Origin of the sequence: Aureibacillus halotolerans, assembly GCF_004363045.1 — a bacterium.
GTDB classification, from domain to species: domain Bacteria; phylum Bacillota; class Bacilli; order Bacillales; family DSM-28697; genus Aureibacillus; species Aureibacillus halotolerans.
Genome location: NZ_SNYJ01000001.1, coordinates 418,847 through 434,549, shown reverse-complemented (window position 1 = coordinate 434,549; position 15,703 = coordinate 418,847). Strand labels below are relative to the sequence as shown.

The 15,703-nt window shown below is 41.8% G+C and carries 14 protein-coding genes; 11 read left to right on the top strand and 3 right to left on the bottom strand.

Annotated features, from left to right (window positions below; genetic code table 11):
• Positions 1–147 precede the first annotated feature (147 nt).
• Positions 148–951 carry an alpha/beta fold hydrolase gene (locus EV213_RS01905; RefSeq protein WP_133578779.1) on the bottom strand — a complete coding sequence of 268 codons (804 nt, stop codon included), beginning with the start codon at positions 949–951 and terminating at the stop codon, positions 148–150.
• 168 nt (positions 952–1,119) lie between these two features.
• On the opposite strand from EV213_RS01905, the gene EV213_RS01900 reads away from it, so the two are divergent.
• The 5 genes from EV213_RS01900 to EV213_RS01880 all read left to right on the top strand — a co-directional run bounded on the left by EV213_RS01900 (position 1,120) and on the right by EV213_RS01880 (position 4,637).
• Positions 1,120–1,584 (top strand): metal-dependent hydrolase, encoded by a 465-nt coding sequence (locus EV213_RS01900; RefSeq protein ID WP_166639122.1) that lies wholly within the window; start codon positions 1,120–1,122, stop codon positions 1,582–1,584.
• Positions 1,585–1,698: 114 nt separating this feature from the next.
• Positions 1,699–2,232: an HD domain-containing protein gene (locus EV213_RS01895; RefSeq protein WP_133578777.1), complete on the top strand. Its 534-nt coding sequence runs from the start codon at positions 1,699–1,701 to the stop codon at positions 2,230–2,232.
• 271 nt (positions 2,233–2,503) lie between these two features.
• The gene (locus tag EV213_RS01890; RefSeq protein WP_133578776.1) at positions 2,504–3,124 is read left to right on the top strand and encodes a protein kinase family protein; all 621 of its coding nucleotides are present in this window, start codon (positions 2,504–2,506) and stop codon (positions 3,122–3,124) included.
• Positions 3,125–3,145: 21 nt separating this feature from the next.
• Positions 3,146–3,832 (top strand): HAD family hydrolase, encoded by a 687-nt coding sequence (locus EV213_RS01885; RefSeq protein WP_133578775.1) that lies wholly within the window; start codon positions 3,146–3,148, stop codon positions 3,830–3,832.
• Entirely contained in the window at positions 3,813–4,637 is an 825-nt protein-coding gene (locus EV213_RS01880) for a GNAT family N-acetyltransferase (protein WP_133578774.1), read from the top strand. Before EV213_RS01885 ends, EV213_RS01880 begins: the two co-directional genes overlap by 20 nt.
• A 926-nt stretch (positions 4,638–5,563) precedes the next feature.
• On the opposite strand, the gene EV213_RS01865 is transcribed toward EV213_RS01880, so the two are convergent.
• Positions 5,564–6,454: a LysR family transcriptional regulator gene (locus tag EV213_RS01865; protein WP_133578772.1), complete on the bottom strand. Its 891-nt coding sequence runs from the start codon at positions 6,452–6,454 to the stop codon at positions 5,564–5,566.
• 145 nt (positions 6,455–6,599) lie between these two features.
• On the opposite strand from EV213_RS01865, the gene EV213_RS01860 reads away from it, so the two are divergent.
• Together EV213_RS01860 and EV213_RS01855 are read left to right on the top strand one after the other, a co-directional pair.
• On the top strand, positions 6,600–7,682 hold the full coding sequence (locus EV213_RS01860) for an oxidoreductase (RefSeq protein WP_341770313.1): 1,083 nt from the start codon (positions 6,600–6,602) through the stop codon (positions 7,680–7,682).
• Positions 7,683–7,827: 145 nt separating this feature from the next.
• Positions 7,828–8,700 carry an arylamine N-acetyltransferase gene (locus EV213_RS01855; protein ID WP_133578770.1) on the top strand — a complete coding sequence of 291 codons (873 nt, stop codon included), beginning with the start codon at positions 7,828–7,830 and terminating at the stop codon, positions 8,698–8,700.
• A gap of 257 nt (positions 8,701–8,957) precedes the next feature.
• Here the strand turns inward: EV213_RS01855 and EV213_RS01850 are convergent, their stop codons facing one another.
• The gene (locus EV213_RS01850) at positions 8,958–9,506 is read right to left on the bottom strand and encodes a thioredoxin family protein (RefSeq protein ID WP_133578769.1); all 549 of its coding nucleotides are present in this window, start codon (positions 9,504–9,506) and stop codon (positions 8,958–8,960) included.
• 957 nt (positions 9,507–10,463) lie between these two features.
• Here EV213_RS01850 and EV213_RS01845 point away from each other — a divergent pair.
• From EV213_RS01845 to EV213_RS01830, 4 genes are all read left to right on the top strand, one after another.
• Entirely contained in the window at positions 10,464–11,060 is a 597-nt protein-coding gene (locus EV213_RS01845; RefSeq protein WP_133578768.1) for a hypothetical protein, read from the top strand.
• 509 nt (positions 11,061–11,569) lie between these two features.
• Complete coding sequence (locus EV213_RS01840; RefSeq protein ID WP_133578767.1) at positions 11,570–13,129, top strand: extracellular solute-binding protein; 1,560 nt, start codon at positions 11,570–11,572, stop codon at positions 13,127–13,129.
• A 255-nt stretch (positions 13,130–13,384) separates the two neighbouring features.
• On the top strand, positions 13,385–14,350 hold the full coding sequence (locus EV213_RS01835; protein ID WP_133578766.1) for an ABC transporter permease: 966 nt from the start codon (positions 13,385–13,387) through the stop codon (positions 14,348–14,350).
• A 20-nt stretch (positions 14,351–14,370) separates the two neighbouring features.
• Positions 14,371–15,246: a carbohydrate ABC transporter permease gene (locus EV213_RS01830; RefSeq protein ID WP_133578765.1), complete on the top strand. Its 876-nt coding sequence runs from the start codon at positions 14,371–14,373 to the stop codon at positions 15,244–15,246.
• Positions 15,247–15,703: the final 457 nt, after the last annotated feature.

The window sequence follows — 15,703 nt, the reverse complement described above, 5'->3', positions numbered from 1 at the left end:
ATGTTTTCAAGATGTCAATAGATCTATCTCACCTTGCTTCAACTCATGCACAGTCAACATTCAATGTGTTTTTTGCTCTGCGAAAGTTGAGTAACTAAATAAAGAAGAGGAGCTGTCCCAAATGTACATCTAGGGACAGCTCCTCTTTTAACGCAATAAATTAAGCAGGGCTTGGTTGCAAGCCTCTTTTTCATCATAGATGAGACCGTGACCGCTGTTTTCAAACGGTATCAAAGTTGAATTCGGAATCGCCTCATGCAATTTTTCTGAAAAGGCAAAGTCACAAATCTCATCTTTTTTGCCATGCATGAGCAATGTAGGAACAGACACCTTCGTGACTTCTTCGCGAAGGTCTTCATCCCTTAAAGATTCTGCCGCTGCAATGGTGCCATATGCCGAGGCTTCAAGACCTAGACCTAAAAACCAGTTCGCCAAAGAATCAGAAACATCGCTGTAAAAGAATGCAGAGCCAAAATCTTTTATAGCTTGTGGCCGATCCGCTTGGATAGAAGTAATAAGTTCATCCACATCCTCTTTTTTCATCCCTACATCATACCCACTACGCTGTGTAAAGCTAGGCGCTGCTGCACCCATAAGGATTAATTGCTTGAGTTCGTCACCGGCGAACTTCGTTGCGTAACGAATGGCAATCGGTCCTCCCATTGAAAAGCCTGCCACAAAAACATTTGATAGTTGTAGCGAATCAATGACCTTTTTTACATCCTGAGCAAGCGTATCGTAATCATACCCAAATGCTGGTTTGTCTGATTTGCCAAAGCCACGAAGGTCAATGCCGATACATCGGTACCCTTTTTTAGGCAGTTCGTTCATCTGATACTCAAACATTTTATGATTAACTGGCCAGCCATGAATAAAGACGATCGGCTGCCCTTCACCGATATCTTCAACGAATAGGGATACATCTTTTTCTACACGTATTGAGTGTGCCATTCTAAATCATCTCCTTATACTTGATTCCTTATAGCAAGTTTTCCCTACGCACACAAATTAAAACAAAGGATGCATCAAATAGATCTCCTCTTCTCAGTAGGGAAAAAGAACGTTACAATAGAAAGCGAACAAATGTACTTAGAAAATGCAATGAACGGAGATTTAAGGATGACAGGAAAAACACATATTGTCGGCGGCATCGCAGCAGGTTGTCTAGCGATTGAATTCACAAATGCTTCACCAGGGGTTGTTCTCATTATGAGTACAATTAGCTCGCTTTTACCGGATCTTTGTCATAAGGGATCTAAAATTGGGCGTCGCTTTAAAGGTCTTTCATGGCTGATTAGTGGATTGTTTGGGCATCGAACCATCACACATAGCTGGGTGCTGTTTATCGGGGGGAGCCTCTTGCTTTACAATCTACTTCCTGAGTCTTCCTACGCAGTGGGGTATGCGTTTGGTGTAGGAAGTCACTTACTCCTCGATGCGTTAACAACGAAAGGCATTCAACTGTTTTGGCCTATTCGATTGCGCGTGCGTTCACCGCTTTACACAAAAACGGGCGGTGTTGTGGAATACGCGATCATGCTGGCGATGATAGGTTATATTTGTTATGTCGGGCTTTCCGCGTAAACTGAGCGGTATTTAAAATCAAAAAAACTTGTTGCACGCAATGAAAAATGATATATTCGTAAGAATACATTTTTCGCGAAGTGTGAATAAACTGTAGGGAAAGGAGGAGCAACAATGCGTAAGGTCACTTTGGAACAACTGTTTTTACACCCTATTGCCCAAAAATATCTCTCCCGTTCAGGCATTGCACATGCGGTAACGGTTGCAGAGCATGCAGCGGCGTACGCGCAACGAGAAGGGGAGAATATGGATTTCGCCGCAAAAGCGGGTCTGTTACACGATATTGGGCATTATACTTGGTATCGAGACGGTGAATGGGACACAGCGCTTTATCGTCAAAACGATATTCATGCCATTAAAGGCGCGACACGTGCGCATAAGCTACTTCTTCAGCTTGGAGAGCATCCTGCGAATGCCAAGACCGTCGCCATTGCGATTCTCCTTCATACCGATTCATACCTTCCAGAGGGAAAGTTGGCTTTAAATCCATTGCAGCGGATCGTTCATGAGGCAGATGAAGCAGATGAGGAGCCAAATGGCGCGCATCATTATCGTAAAATGACCCCTTCCACTGCGCTAGCACGCATTATCGCACTTGATCATAAAGTAGAAGCCAATGACAGATTAAATGCTCAGCAAACGAGTTGATTCAAAGGTGTTACACCTTGACGTATAGGGATACGCTAAGGTATTCTATAGATTACAAAAGAAGTCAATTTTCAATGATGTTGAATTGTTTTTTTCCTTTAAAGGGGAGTAGCTCAAAAAAGTAAAGTCGTCAGTACAGGAGCAATCCTCGGCTTTGCTTACAACATTTGTTGTTTGCGAGACCTTTACCGTTCTTCGGTGAGGTCTTTTTTGTATAAGTGGCCTCATCAATCATCAATTGATAGTAAGGTCTTAGAAGAGGTGACCACGAATGAAAACAGCACGTGAGCTTGCACATAGTGTTCAATTTTCAGCATCTGAGCAAGAGCCTTCATTGCTTTCAAAAGCAGAAGAGCTTATTTTCGCCGGAAAAGGCAGAAGTGCCTATGTATTTCGAATCAAAGGCACATCTAAAGTGTTAAAAGTGTTTTTTACACCCTTTCATCATATTGCTCAAGAAGAAGCAGCCATTTATCGCCAGCTCCAAGGACTGTCTTTTTATCCAACACTTTATGAATATGGCGATGGATACCTTGTCATTGAGTATATAGAAGGGCAAACCTTTTACAGCTGTCTTATTCACGGGCATCCAGTCGAGAAGGCTCATATTGAAGCAGTTGACGAGGCCTTGTCAGCCGCTAGAGAAAGAGGTTTAAATCCCTCGGATATTCACTTGCAGAACATCATCTTAACACCAAGCGGCGAAGTGAAACTGATTGATGTTGCTCGGTTCAGGCAAATGAAATCGTGTCACCAATGGAATGATTTAAAAAGAGCTTTTGCGACTCACTATGGAAAATGGTATTTTCCGAAAAAAATGCCGGTACCGTTGCTGAAAAGCATCGCACGGTTGTATAAGAAAAACATGCTGCCTCGTGTCGGTGCATCTTAATGGAGAGAGGAGTTGTCTGCATTGAAAGCTGTTATCTTTGATTTTGATGGTTTGCTATTAGATACAGAAACGCCATGGTTCGATGCCTATGCGGCAGTTTTTGAACGGTATGATCAAAAGCTTCCTTTAGAGAAATACGCACAAGCAATAGGAACGGATATCGACGTGTTTCATCCACTACGTTACTTAGAAACATTGCTTGGCAAACCAATTGTGGATGCAGATTACGAATTGTTTATTCAAGATTTTCATGCAGATCGAATGAAGGAGCTCCCCTTGCGTCCGGGGGTGAAGGCGTATTTACAGGCAGCGCAGGAAGCTGGTCTGTCCATTGCGCTTGCTTCAAGCTCAGATCGAAAATGGATTGATCGTTGGACGAAGAAGCATTGCATCGATAGGTATTTTTCTGTGATTAATACACGGGATGATGTAGAGCGCGTTAAGCCAGATCCAGCCTTGTATGAAAAAACAGTGAGAGAACTCGGCGTTGAGAAGAAAGACGTCGTTGTTTTTGAAGATTCATTGAATGGCCTCACAGCGGCGAAAAAAGCCGGACTGACATGTGTGATTGTTCCTAACCAAGTCACAGCACAACTCCCCTTTGAAGCACACGATTGGCGGTTGGAATCTATGGAAGAGACACCCTTTCTAATGCTATTAAAGCAATTGGAGAGCGGGAGGGGAAACGATGGACAGCAGGAAGCTTGAAGAGATCAAAGAGCTTCAAAGCAACGTTGAGAAGCACGATAACATCCGTTTAAAGCTCAATTGGGACATGCTTGCCAAACGGAAGAACACCGGTGAATATGACTATTTTCATTATACGGGCCAAAAGCTTACCGGCTTTTTAGGCGTGTACGACTTCGGCTCAAAGCTGGAAATATGCAGCATGGTGGACGCTTCGTCTAGACGTCAAGGTGTGGCCACAAGCCTCTTTTCACAAGCCTTAAGCGATTGGGGAGCGTCAAAGAAGGAGATCCTCTATAATTATCCAGAGGGTAGTAAAAGTGGTGAAGCCTTTGCAAAAGAAAATGGTTGGGTGCTGGCTTTTACGGAGTATGAAATGTGCTGTGAAATATCTCCTGGGGATGAAGCGAGTGTGATCAACGTACGGGATGCGCAACCTACCGACGAAGACATGATCTATTTTCTGGATACGCAAGGATTTGAGATGTCCTTGGAGGATGCGAAAGGCATCTATTACATACAGGAAGACCCAACGAATGGGACACAGCTCATTGAGGTTGCTGGAGAAATCGTTGGAAAAATGCGCCTTGATATAGGAGAAACAGAGACGTGGATTTATGGTTTTGTAATTATGGAAAAGCACCGCGGCAAGGGATATGGCCGTGCAGCGCTCTGGCAAGTAACAAAAGAGCAGTTGAGAACAAAAAAACGTGTGTGCTTAGAAGTCGTGGCTACAAATGCAGGGGCATTGCATTTGTACGAGTCATGTGGATATACGTCTTTTGGTGCACAGCATTATTATAAAAGCAAGAATGGCAGCGACTGAACGAAATGCGAGTACAATGTTAAATAGAAAGAAGGCAAACCGATCGTTGCTAAAAAGGTTTGCCTTTTTTCATTGGAATGAATCTTGAATCTGTGTAACGGAGTATAAAATTTATAGGTTTAATTGATAGCTACATTGTAAACTTTCGCACCTTAAATTTTGGAGATACGCTTAGATATAGTTGTGTAGACCTGCAATCCATTATTGTGGTTGCTTTTTATACAAGCTGCCATACGCTCGCTTTCACCCTAAAGGGTACAAGTGCAACATCGACTCAAAAAGGACCTCATCGTGTTTTCTATGCCGAAGAGTCTCGCTAGTGGCTGCTTTTTTTAATGCAATCATCTTAATTGGTGTACAAATCCGCTTTGTTGCTTAGAGGCGCCCTTTTAGGAAATATAGGCTTATGAGCAATGGTATCTTAATATTAATTAAATACAGCAGGCGTTGTTTTGAAGAGGTGGATTGATCTATCTCACCTTGCTTCCGTCCGAGAACAGCTAGTGTTGAAGTTGATTTTGCACTGCAAAAGTTGTCTGAATCACAAACAAACATGAAGTCCACTGCTGAATCTACATTGGGTGATATAACTTTGCATGTAACGATGCGCTTACTTGTCTTGTTTCCTAAAGCAATATGGTTCAACTCGCTTTTCCGTTTCTCCGCTATACGAGACCCAGACAAAATAAAAACAATTTACGCAGAAAGAAACATCAGCGTAGTCAAAATACGCAGACTCCAGCGGGAACAGCGCGAGCTGAAGATCCCGCAGGAAAGCAAGACTCCGAGGAAGCTGAAGCCGTGCCCGCGGAAAGCGAAGTATTTTGACGAAGCGGTTTTTCATGTTGTAACCAAATGAATGCCGCTTACGTCTGCTAGGGCAGAAACTAACGTACTTGGATGACTTAAATCTCCCTTGACAACCTCTACACCTTATTTATGTTGTTTCTTAAGTTCATTGCTTCTTCGAAACACGCCGCAAAAGCTTTGAAGGTCTTGCTTAGAAATAAACTTTTTCGAGTAACCAATCGGGAAGTAGCATATCTAAATTGCTCCGGTACTTGATATGCCTGAATTTGTTCATCTTCCTTGTCTACGACTGATTCTGTTAAAAGGCTACTTCCAATTCCTGCCCGTACACAGTTTAGCATGGTGTCCAATGCACTTACTTCAATGATGTTATCAAAGGGCACTCCCTTCGTTTGCAGCCAAGTTGAATTGGCTTTACGTAAAGGACAGCCTTCCGGAAATACAACCCATGCTATTTTGTTAAAATCAGGTAAATCTGCTTTTTCTTTTTCGTGTGTACTTGTTAATAAAAAGACTTCTTCTTCAAACTCATAAGCGACATGTACCGAAGTAAGATCATATTCGCCGGTTAGAAACGCTCCATCTAATTCACCGTTCAGTACCTTCTGGTAATTTTGTGGTGAAGTGCCAGTGCTAAGTCTTAAATACACTTCTGGATAATTTTTTTGGAATTCAAATAAAGCACGGATAAAAGAAGGAGTAGACGCAATGGTTTCGACTACGCCAATGGTTAAAGAGCCACAAGGATATTCCGCTTCCGTGACGGCAGCAATGGTTTCTTCTGTCATCCGTAAAATGTTAGTCGCATAATTACATAACAGTATGCCTTTTTCGGTCGGCGTAACCCCTTTTCGATCACGGTGAAAAATCTGTACACCAAGTTCTGCTTCTAGTTTGCGGATTCGCATGGTCAAATTAGATTGAACATAACCCAGCTTTTCTGCGGCTCTTGTAATATTGCCTTCTTGTTGGATGGTAACAACCATTCTTAAATCAATTAATTCCATAGTAAAACTCCTTTTTACCATCAATTAAATTGATGGTACCATCTTTAACAATCATTTTACTATATGTTTCAAGACACATACAATGATTCTAAGCAAGTATTCTTTTGACATAATGGATGATTGCAACAAACAAGGAGGGATGTTAATGTGGAACAATCTTTTTTCGAATTTTCAGCTAGGGGGTTTAGATTTACCCAATCGTGCCGTTTTAGCACCGATGACCCGTACAAGTGCGGAACTATCTGGGAAGGCGAATGAAAAAATGGCTCGTTATTATGCTCGTTTTGCAAAAGGTGGAATCGGATTAGTCATTACGGAAGGGTTGTATCCAAATCATGTAAATAGCAGGAGTTATAACTACCAGCCAGGGATCGCAGATGAGGATCAAGCAGCCTCTTGGCAGCCAGTTATAGAAGCTGTCCATCGTGAAGGAGGAAAAGTTATCGCGCAACTCATGCATGCAGGAGCACTTGTTCAACATAACGATTTCACTGCCATTGCTCCTTCAGCGGTACAACCTGTAGGAGAATTGTTGAAAGAACATGGGGGGAGCGGGGAATTTGCAACGCCTAGAGAAATGACAAAAGAAGACATTCAAATCGCTATCGACAGTTTTGCTCAAGCAGCAGTGCGAGCGAAAAAAGTCGGCTTTGATGGTGTGGAAGTGCACGGAGCGAATGGTTATTTGCTTGATCAATTCGTAACAGATTATACAAATCAGCGTACAGACGAATACGGAGGATCAACAGAAAATAGAATACGCCTGACTGTAGAAGTATTGCACGCCATCCGGTCGGCAGTTGGCCCAAACTATATCGTAGGTGTCCGTATTTCGCAGGGAAAAGTAAATGATTTTCATCATAAATGGGCGAATGGAGAAAAGGATGCTCAAACTATATTCGAACAATTGGCGGAAGCTTCGCCAACGTATATTCATACAACCGAATACAAGGCATTCGCACCTGCATTTGCAAATACACAATTTACGCTGGCTGAATTGGCGAAGCGATATAGCCATCTCCCTGTTATAGCGAACGGGAAATTAGGTGATCCAGAAAAGGCAGAGAGCCTCTTGGCAGATGGAGCTGCGAATATGATTGCTATTGGGAGAGAGGCGCTGGTTAATCCAGATTGGGTGAATAAGATCAAAGAAGGAAGAGCCCTAAATGTCTTTTGCCATCAATCCTTAGAGCCGATTGCTACGCTTAGAGAAGAAGAATACGCGTGATAAGGAAGGGAAGGGGTGTCATAAAAAATACTTTTGGGGAGACCAATGGACGATCAGGCTTTACTTGTTTACATCAAGGTTTGTTGCCGTTTGTACGCTGCGAAAGTTGAGTGACTTTGAAGAAACGAAAAAGGAGAGAAATACCTTGACTCATAAACCATTACCACAATGGGCCATCAATTATTTGAACTACATTCAAGTTCCGATTCAAGAGCCATCTCATGACTATTTAACAATGATATGCACTGCTCATCTAAACCGTATTCCTTTTGAAAATGTGAGTACATTAATAAATTACAAAACGTACCACAAACAGAAAAGACTTCAACAGGATGAAAAAAAGTTTGTGGAGCACCTATTTCAGCATCATATGGGAGGAACGTGTTATGTCATCAATAGCAGTCTCAATCAATTGCTGAACCAGCTCGGATTTCACAGCCGCTATACTTTCCTAGGCGGGGATCACGTTGCGCTGCTCGTCCGGGTCCCCGATAAACAAGAAGAACTATACGTGGATTGCGGGAACGGCGCTCCATTTTTTGAACCGATTCGATTGGAAACCGATCCCCATAATGTGTCCTCTTACGGCGGCATAGAAGTAAAGTTACGGCCGGGGGATGAACCTGGAACGTACACGTATCACAGAGCGGTCGATGGAAAGCTGCTTACGGAAATGAACTGGCCGTTCGATACCCGCAAAACGTACCGCTTTGATGATTTTCAAGAGGCGATCGAACGCTATTACAAGCCGAATAGTCTCTTCACCGCCTATTTACGCTGCCAGATTTGGCAATTGGATCAACAGCGCTCACTTTCCTTGGTCAACAATGTGTTGAGTATCCGAAACAGCCTCGGGGAGGGCAAAAAGGTTACGCTAGCTAACCGCAAAGAGGTCAGGGAAGTGATCGACCACGAGTTTCACTTACCGAAGCTACCTGTTGAAAAGGCCATCGATGTTCTTGAAGAACTGGGTGTTCATCTGTTCGAGAGCCAAAAAACGGAGGAAAAAACAATCTGACCATGCTAGTAAAAGGCTAAACCAGAAATGTCGACCGCCATGTCGCTTAGCAGCTTGTGAAGCCTAGACAACAAGTACGTGACATTGACACATCATTGCAGCAGGGGCGGTGCCTCTCTCCGTTTTGAATCGACATGTATCCTTCGTTGATAGGGCGTAAAGCGTCTTGGTGCTGTGGAGCGTCACGTACCAAGATTTTTTACGTTTTCTTCTCCCTTTTCTAGGAGTTGCATTTGATTTTACAATGAACGCTTTCTTTATAACAAACGTTTAAAATCGTTAATGACGTCCTTCCAAACAAACGGATCGGATGTTCTTTTTGTTTTAAAACGTGCATACATCTCCTTTGACATCGCATCATAGTTTGGTGCGCTTTTATCAGGCAATGCGCTTCTTTCCCTTGTGATTTCCTCTTCCCATTGAGGGGATCTTGGTCCCCAAACCATCGTTTCGTGACCAGCCTCATTAATAAAAATAAACTTCGGAATGGATCGAGAAGTCCCATTCGTTAAGTATTGATCCATCAGCTCTAGATTGTCATCACGGAGCAGAAAATGGAGTGTGATGTTGCTCTCTTCAGCGATTCGTTGAAAGATGGGAACACATAAGGCAGCGTCACCACACCAATCGGCAGACAGAACGATGCATCGAAGATTTTTTGGACGAAGGCTTTCAAAATTCAATAAGTCGTCCTTTGTAAAGGCAAGTTTTTTGTAGATGTGTAGAAGCTCATCTTGCTTCACCGTCATTGAAGCAACATAGGTTTCATAGTCCATTCCTTTATCAAACCATTGGTTTAAATTCATTGTTCCTGGCTCCTTGTATGTTCGAATAGGCGAGCTTCAATAGTCGTACGATTAGGGATTGAAAGGGACTATGGAGAAAATGAAAAAGTGAGTTCAGCTGGGTTGCTTTAGTAAACAAGAAAAGTAAGTGCATCGTTTCATGCAAAATTATATCACCTAATATAGATTCAGAGGTGAACTTCAGGTTTGTTTGTGATTCAGACAACTTTTGCAGTGCAAAATCAACTTCAACACTAGCTGTTCTCGGGCGGAAGCAAGGTGAGATAGATCAATTCACCTCTTCAAAATAACGCATGCTGTCTCCATTAAATAGTAAGATACCATTGCTCATAAGCCTATATTTTTTAAAAGGGCGCCTCTAAGAACAAAGCGATTTGTACACCAATAAGATGATTGCATTAAAAAAAACAGCCACTAGAGAGACTCCTGCAGCAAAGAAATCACGACGAAGTCTTTTTGAGTCGATGATGCACTTGTACCCTTTATGGTGAAAGCGAGCGTATGGCAGCTTGTATAAAAAGCAACCACAATAATGGATTGCAGGTCTACACAGCTAAATCTGAGCGTATCTCCAAAATTTAAGGTGCGGAAGATTACTATGTAGCTATCAATTCATCCTATAAATGTAGTATATACCGAAACGAAAACTGTTACGAATACAAAGTCTTTTTCAGTACAGCACATAGCATTCAGAAAAATCGATTGAAAAAGAAGGTTATATTACATATGGAAGGGAATTTTAGAGAAAGTGTGTTATTTTAATAAAAAAGCGTTACAGTTTTTGGAGTCATTTTTTGTAAGTAAATCTCAACTAAAATATTACTTCAAGAAGAAAGTACACGAAAAAGGAGGGGAGACCGTTTTGTCAATGAAGTAGGTGATAAAATCTCTTCTATTTGTTATGGAGTTTTCATAGGTAAATAGAATGGTTTTTATTGTTTTTGACGACGGGATACTATGGGCTCAAAAATTATGCATGCCATTATTGCAGCGGAGGTAGCGGAAAAGCGTGAAGAAACTGAAATGGAAACTTTCATTATAGGAGGGCTTGCCCCAAACGCCGCTTCTGATCATGTTGGGAAATCGCAATTGCACTATTATCAGGAAGACCAAGATGGTACGCTGAAAGTCAAATTCGCAGAGTTTGCACGTCAACACATGGATTTGTCGCAAGCGTCCAAGTGGCGAGGATACGCAACCCATCTTGTGGCAGATCATGTTTGGTTAAGTACTATTTATAATCATTGGCTACATCATCGAGTGACATCGGATCCTAGTCAGTACGATGCGTTTTATCGTGATTTCATGAAATTAAACCAACCTCTTCTGACTGAGTTTGGTAAAGCCCCCTCTGATTTTGAATGGCTTAAAAATCCACCGAACGTTCAGTTTAGTAACATCCCACAGGCACAATTAACTGAATTGCTCCTCCAGACGAGCAAGGATGCATTTTCTGATGCGTCCTCCGACCTTGAAGTTCTAACTTGGAAGGGTGTCGTTGATTATATAAATGTCAGTGTTGAGCAGAGCTTAGCTTATTTGCGGGGCTTGTAGCTTGGATTGGAAGAGGAAGCGCTCCCCAAAAAGATCTTTATCAGCTGTATTCATTGAGATTGATGGCAGGCAAAGCTAGTCAGGGTCGCCAATAAACGTGAATTAAAAAATAGTTTTTTAAACAGCTTGCCAACAAAGCGATTCAATCCTAAAATGTATGTAAGATTATATTAAGATTATCTATGATGGCAAGACATTGTAAGAATAAGACATACCCTCCTGAAATCGATGGAGGGGTTTTTAACCGTTCTTGACAATATTGATCATTTTTTTCGGACTATTCAACCTTTCCGTGCTGCCGATAGATTCATCTCCCACGGACATGATAATTTTTAGGAAAAGCCACGCATGCCGAAAAATTTAGAAAACATATAATCATTTGCTTAGATTATGTTTGAAAAAGCCTGCTACAACAGTGATTTTTACAATAAACTGAACTAATGATTATTGGTGTTATGATCTCGTTTGAGTATGATGAGAGAGTGAAATGAAAAAAGGGGGAGTTACAAATGAAACCAAGGCAGAAATTTGCTGCAGCTGTTTTTTCATCTTTATTTGGAATTGCAGCCTTGGCTGGGTGCGCATCAAATGAAAGCGCTTCAAATGGTGGGGATGCTGACCAAACCGACCAAACTGAACAGTCAGAAGCTGGAGAGGCGTCGTCTGAACCGTTTGCCTTTTCAATTATGGCAAATTTACACACCCCAGAAGTACCAGATGACAAAATTCTAAACGCATTAGAGGAAAGCACAAACACGGAAATTGAGATTCAATGGGTGCCAGACAACACCTATGTGGAACGATTGAATTCTGCATTTGCTACGAATTCATTTGCTGACGCAGTATTCATGAAAAATCAGACGACCTTTGTTCAATTTAAAGAAGCGATCCGGGACGATCAATTTTGGGAAATTGGGCCTTATATGGAACAGTTCGAGAATTTAAGCAAGCTTGATGAACAGGTGTTGGCAAACACAATGGTCGATGGAAAGCTGTATTCGATTTATCAAGCAAGACCTTTGTCCCGTCAAGGTTTGATCTATCGTAAGGATTGGGCAGATAACTTGGGGCTTGAAGCACCTGAGACTACGGAAGATTTTTACGAAATGATGAGAGCGTTTACAGAAGATGACCCAGATGGCGATGGCCAGGATGACACGATCGGCCTTACTGATCGTTCAGACCTTGTCTATGGCGCCTTCAAAACGGTTTCTTCCTGGTTTAATACGCCAAATAACTGGGGCGAGCAGGACGGAAAGTTGATGCCAGAGTTTATGTTCCCAGAATACAAGCAAACGATGGATTACTTTAAAGATCTTCACGAAAACAAGTATATGAATCAAGATTTTCCAGTTACAAGCAAAACGGACCAGCAAACCCTATTCAAAAATGGAACGGCGGGTGCCTATATTGGTTCTATGGGGGATGTACTAAGCTTGTATGAAGATGCTAAAGAGCTTAACCCTGACATTGAGTTTGGTGTTCATAATCAGATCAAAGGACCAAACGGAGAATATCAAATATGGGCTATCCCAGGCTATGGAAACATGGTCATGTTTCCTAAAAGTAAAGTGGAGTCTGAAGAAGAACTTCTCAAAATCCTTGGCTTCTTTGATGCCTTGATGACTCCAGAAAATGCGAATTTACTTTACTGGGGAATCGAAGGAGAGAATTATGAAGTCGTAGACGGTCGTGCAAACGTGATTGCTGACAGTTCTGTTCAGGACAGAGAAGTCAAGCCATTCCAAAGTATCGAAGTTGGTGGACCGGAAACGAATGGACGTTACGAAGGTGTCTTCCCTTATGAAGCAAAAGAAAAAGCAGAAGAGTTAATCAAAGACAATGAGAACTATTTGATTCATGATCCGACAGTCGCTCTAGACTCCGAGACATTTATTGAAAATGGTGAGCGGTTAAATCAGATCATTCAAGATGCGACATGGAAGTATATGATCGGTCAGATTGATGAGGCTGGTTTTGAAAGCGCTGTAGAAGATTGGAAGAATCAGGGTGGTACTGCTGTTATTGAAGAGTACAATGCTTCTTACGAAGAGCTCAATTCGAATTAACATGGACAGTGAGAGGAATGACATCACGTCATTCCTCTCGCTATAAAAAATTTTAATGCCCTAATTCATTTTATTCTGCAGATTCCGTCAGAAATAATGAACTTTATTGTTTTCTTGTAATTGGTCCTAAGAGCATAAGAGCTCAATCAAGTGATAAATGCATAGAAGACGACCAAGAAGAGAGGACTCAAGCGATACTTCCTTTCACTTTACTTGCGAACTTGCATTAGACAAACAGAATGGAGGATGACAAAAATGAACCAGCCTCTCGACATCGCGGCTCAGGAGCAAGCGAAAATCGATAAAGCAAACCTGAAAGCTGAAAGGTTCCGTCGTATTAAACGCAATAAACTCATTTACATTATGCTTTTGCCAGGACTGTTGTACTTTCTTATTTATAAATATATACCTATGTATGGGCTTATCATTGCCTTTCAAGAATATAAACCTTACCAAGGGATCATGGGAAGTGAATGGGTTGGATTTGCCCATTTTGAACGATTGTTTTCAGAACCAGATTTTTGGAACATATTTGCGAATACGTTGATTCTCTTTGGTCTTCAACTTGTTATTTTCTTCCCTATTCCTATAATACTCTCATTAATGTTGAATGAAGTCCGTATTCATATGTTTAAACGAACGGTTCAAACATTAATTTACATTCCTCATTTCATGTCATGGGTTATTGTCGTGTCAATCAGTTACGTCATGCTGACATTAGACGGTGGGATTGTAAACGAACTGTTGCAAGTCTTTGGATTTGAACCAGTTAACTTTTTACTTAACCCAGATTGGTTTAGACCAATGTACATCCTGCAGGTCATTTGGCGCGAGGCAGGTTGGGGAACGATTATATTCCTAGCAGCGATGGCAGCAGTCGATCCGCAATTGTACGAGGCAGCAAGAATGGATGGTGCCAGTCGCTGGCGCCAAATGTGGCATATTACGCTTCCATCTATTCGAAGTGTCATTATCATCTTGCTCATTCTAAAAATTGGTGACGTTCTTGAGCTAGGTTTCGAGCATGTTTACTTGTTGCTCAATGCATCAAATCGTGACGTCGCTGAAATATTCGATACGTACGTCTATACAACGGGACTTCAGCAAGGCCAGTTCAGCTATAGTACTGCTGTAGGTTTCTTTAAAGGAATTGTAGGCTTAGTGATGGTTATGTTCGCGAACTGGTTGGCGAAAAAAGCTGGCGAAGAAGGCGTTTATTAAACTGTTAGAGGAGTGACATCATGGTTGAAGACAAATCGCTAGGAAGTCGGATCTTTAATTACACAAACTTGATTATACTCGCGATTATTGGGTTGGCAACAGTACTCCCTTTCGTGCATGTCGTTGCGAGTTCATTTACGACAAGTGCTGAATTAGCTGCAAAACAATTTGTATTAATACCAACTGATTGGAGCTTAGCGGCCTATGAATACATTTTTTCGACGGACACTCTACTAAAATCAATGATGATTTCCATTGGTGTCACCGTCTTAGGTACGATTTGGAGCATGCTACTTTCGGTATTAACCGCTTATGCGCTCTCGCGGAGAAATTTAGATGGTCGTCGATTGATTATGTTTTTCATCATCTTTACCATCTTATTTAACGGTGGTATGATTCCTACATTCCTCGTCGTCCAGCAAACAGGGTTAATGAATACACTTGCAGCACTTGTGATTCCTGTATCAATCAATGCGTTTAACATGATCATTTTAAAAACTTTCTTCCAAAACCTGCCCGCAGGTCTTGAAGAAGCAGCTAAAATTGATGGCTGTAGTGATTTTGGTGTCCTATTTCGCATCGTATTACCGTGTTCCTTACCGGCAATTGCTACAATCTCTCTATTTTACGCAGTGACCTATTGGAACACTTACATGCATGCGATTCTTTATCTGAACAACGCAGATCTTTGGCCCGTTCAAGTTTTATTAAGGCAGATTGTCGTATTAGCGACAGGAATCAGTTATGATGGGGCAACCTACACCGATGTCCCTCCGCCAGAACAAACGGTGAAAATGGCTGTTATTGTCGTCGCTACAATTCCTGTATTGCTTGTCTATCCGTTTCTGCAGAAGTATTTTGCGAAAGGAGCCTTGCTTGGCTCGATAAAAGAATAAATAACAATGAAGAAGCCGCACCCTCGTTGACTGAGGATGCGGCTTTTTCATTGTTAGTTGCAAGAACAATTAAAGCGACTTTGCTGTATTATTTCCCCGGAAATTGTCACAAGTCCAAAAGCTGTAATCGTCATTATTTGTCAATCCGCAGCTTCCGATTGGAAATGGATTCCGAGACTCAGGACCATGAAAATCACTTCCTCCTGAAATCATTAACCCGTTATTCTTCACAAGCAGTCTCCACTGCTCGACCTGTTGTGGACTATGTTTTGAATGATACACATCAATCCCATCAAGCCCTTCATGTAGTAATGCAGGAAGAGAGATGGGGGTTGAATAGATCCCTGGATGGGCGAGGAAAGCGTAGCCGCCAGCTGCATGAATAAGCGAAATGGCGTCCTTTGAAGAAGGGTTTTGTAAAGATTTAATGACGAATTTACAAGTGCAACATAATCGC

What these genes read in the sequence shown, in the direction of transcription:
- EV213_RS01905 (WP_133578779.1), bottom strand. Translation starts at nt 951, where the DNA reads ATGGCACACTCAATACGTGTAGAAAAAGATGTATCCCTATTCGTTGAA.
- EV213_RS01900 (WP_166639122.1), top strand. Translation starts at nt 1,120, where the DNA reads ATGACAGGAAAAACACATATTGTCGGCGGCATCGCAGCAGGTTGTCTA.
- EV213_RS01895 (WP_133578777.1), top strand. Translation starts at nt 1,699, where the DNA reads ATGCGTAAGGTCACTTTGGAACAACTGTTTTTACACCCTATTGCCCAA.
- EV213_RS01890 (WP_133578776.1), top strand. Translation starts at nt 2,504, where the DNA reads ATGAAAACAGCACGTGAGCTTGCACATAGTGTTCAATTTTCAGCATCT.
- EV213_RS01880 (WP_133578774.1), top strand. Translation starts at nt 3,813, where the DNA reads ATGGACAGCAGGAAGCTTGAAGAGATCAAAGAGCTTCAAAGCAACGTT.
- EV213_RS01865 (WP_133578772.1), bottom strand. Translation starts at nt 6,454, where the DNA reads ATGGAATTAATTGATTTAAGAATGGTTGTTACCATCCAACAAGAAGGC.
- EV213_RS01860 (WP_341770313.1), top strand. Translation starts at nt 6,600, where the DNA reads ATGTGGAACAATCTTTTTTCGAATTTTCAGCTAGGGGGTTTAGATTTA.
- EV213_RS01850 (WP_133578769.1), bottom strand. Translation starts at nt 9,506, where the DNA reads ATGAATTTAAACCAATGGTTTGATAAAGGAATGGACTATGAAACCTAT.
- EV213_RS01845 (WP_133578768.1), top strand. Translation starts at nt 10,464, where the DNA reads ATGGGCTCAAAAATTATGCATGCCATTATTGCAGCGGAGGTAGCGGAA.
- EV213_RS01840 (WP_133578767.1), top strand. Translation starts at nt 11,570, where the DNA reads ATGAAACCAAGGCAGAAATTTGCTGCAGCTGTTTTTTCATCTTTATTT.
- EV213_RS01835 (WP_133578766.1), top strand. Translation starts at nt 13,385, where the DNA reads ATGAACCAGCCTCTCGACATCGCGGCTCAGGAGCAAGCGAAAATCGAT.
- EV213_RS01830 (WP_133578765.1), top strand. Translation starts at nt 14,371, where the DNA reads ATGGTTGAAGACAAATCGCTAGGAAGTCGGATCTTTAATTACACAAAC.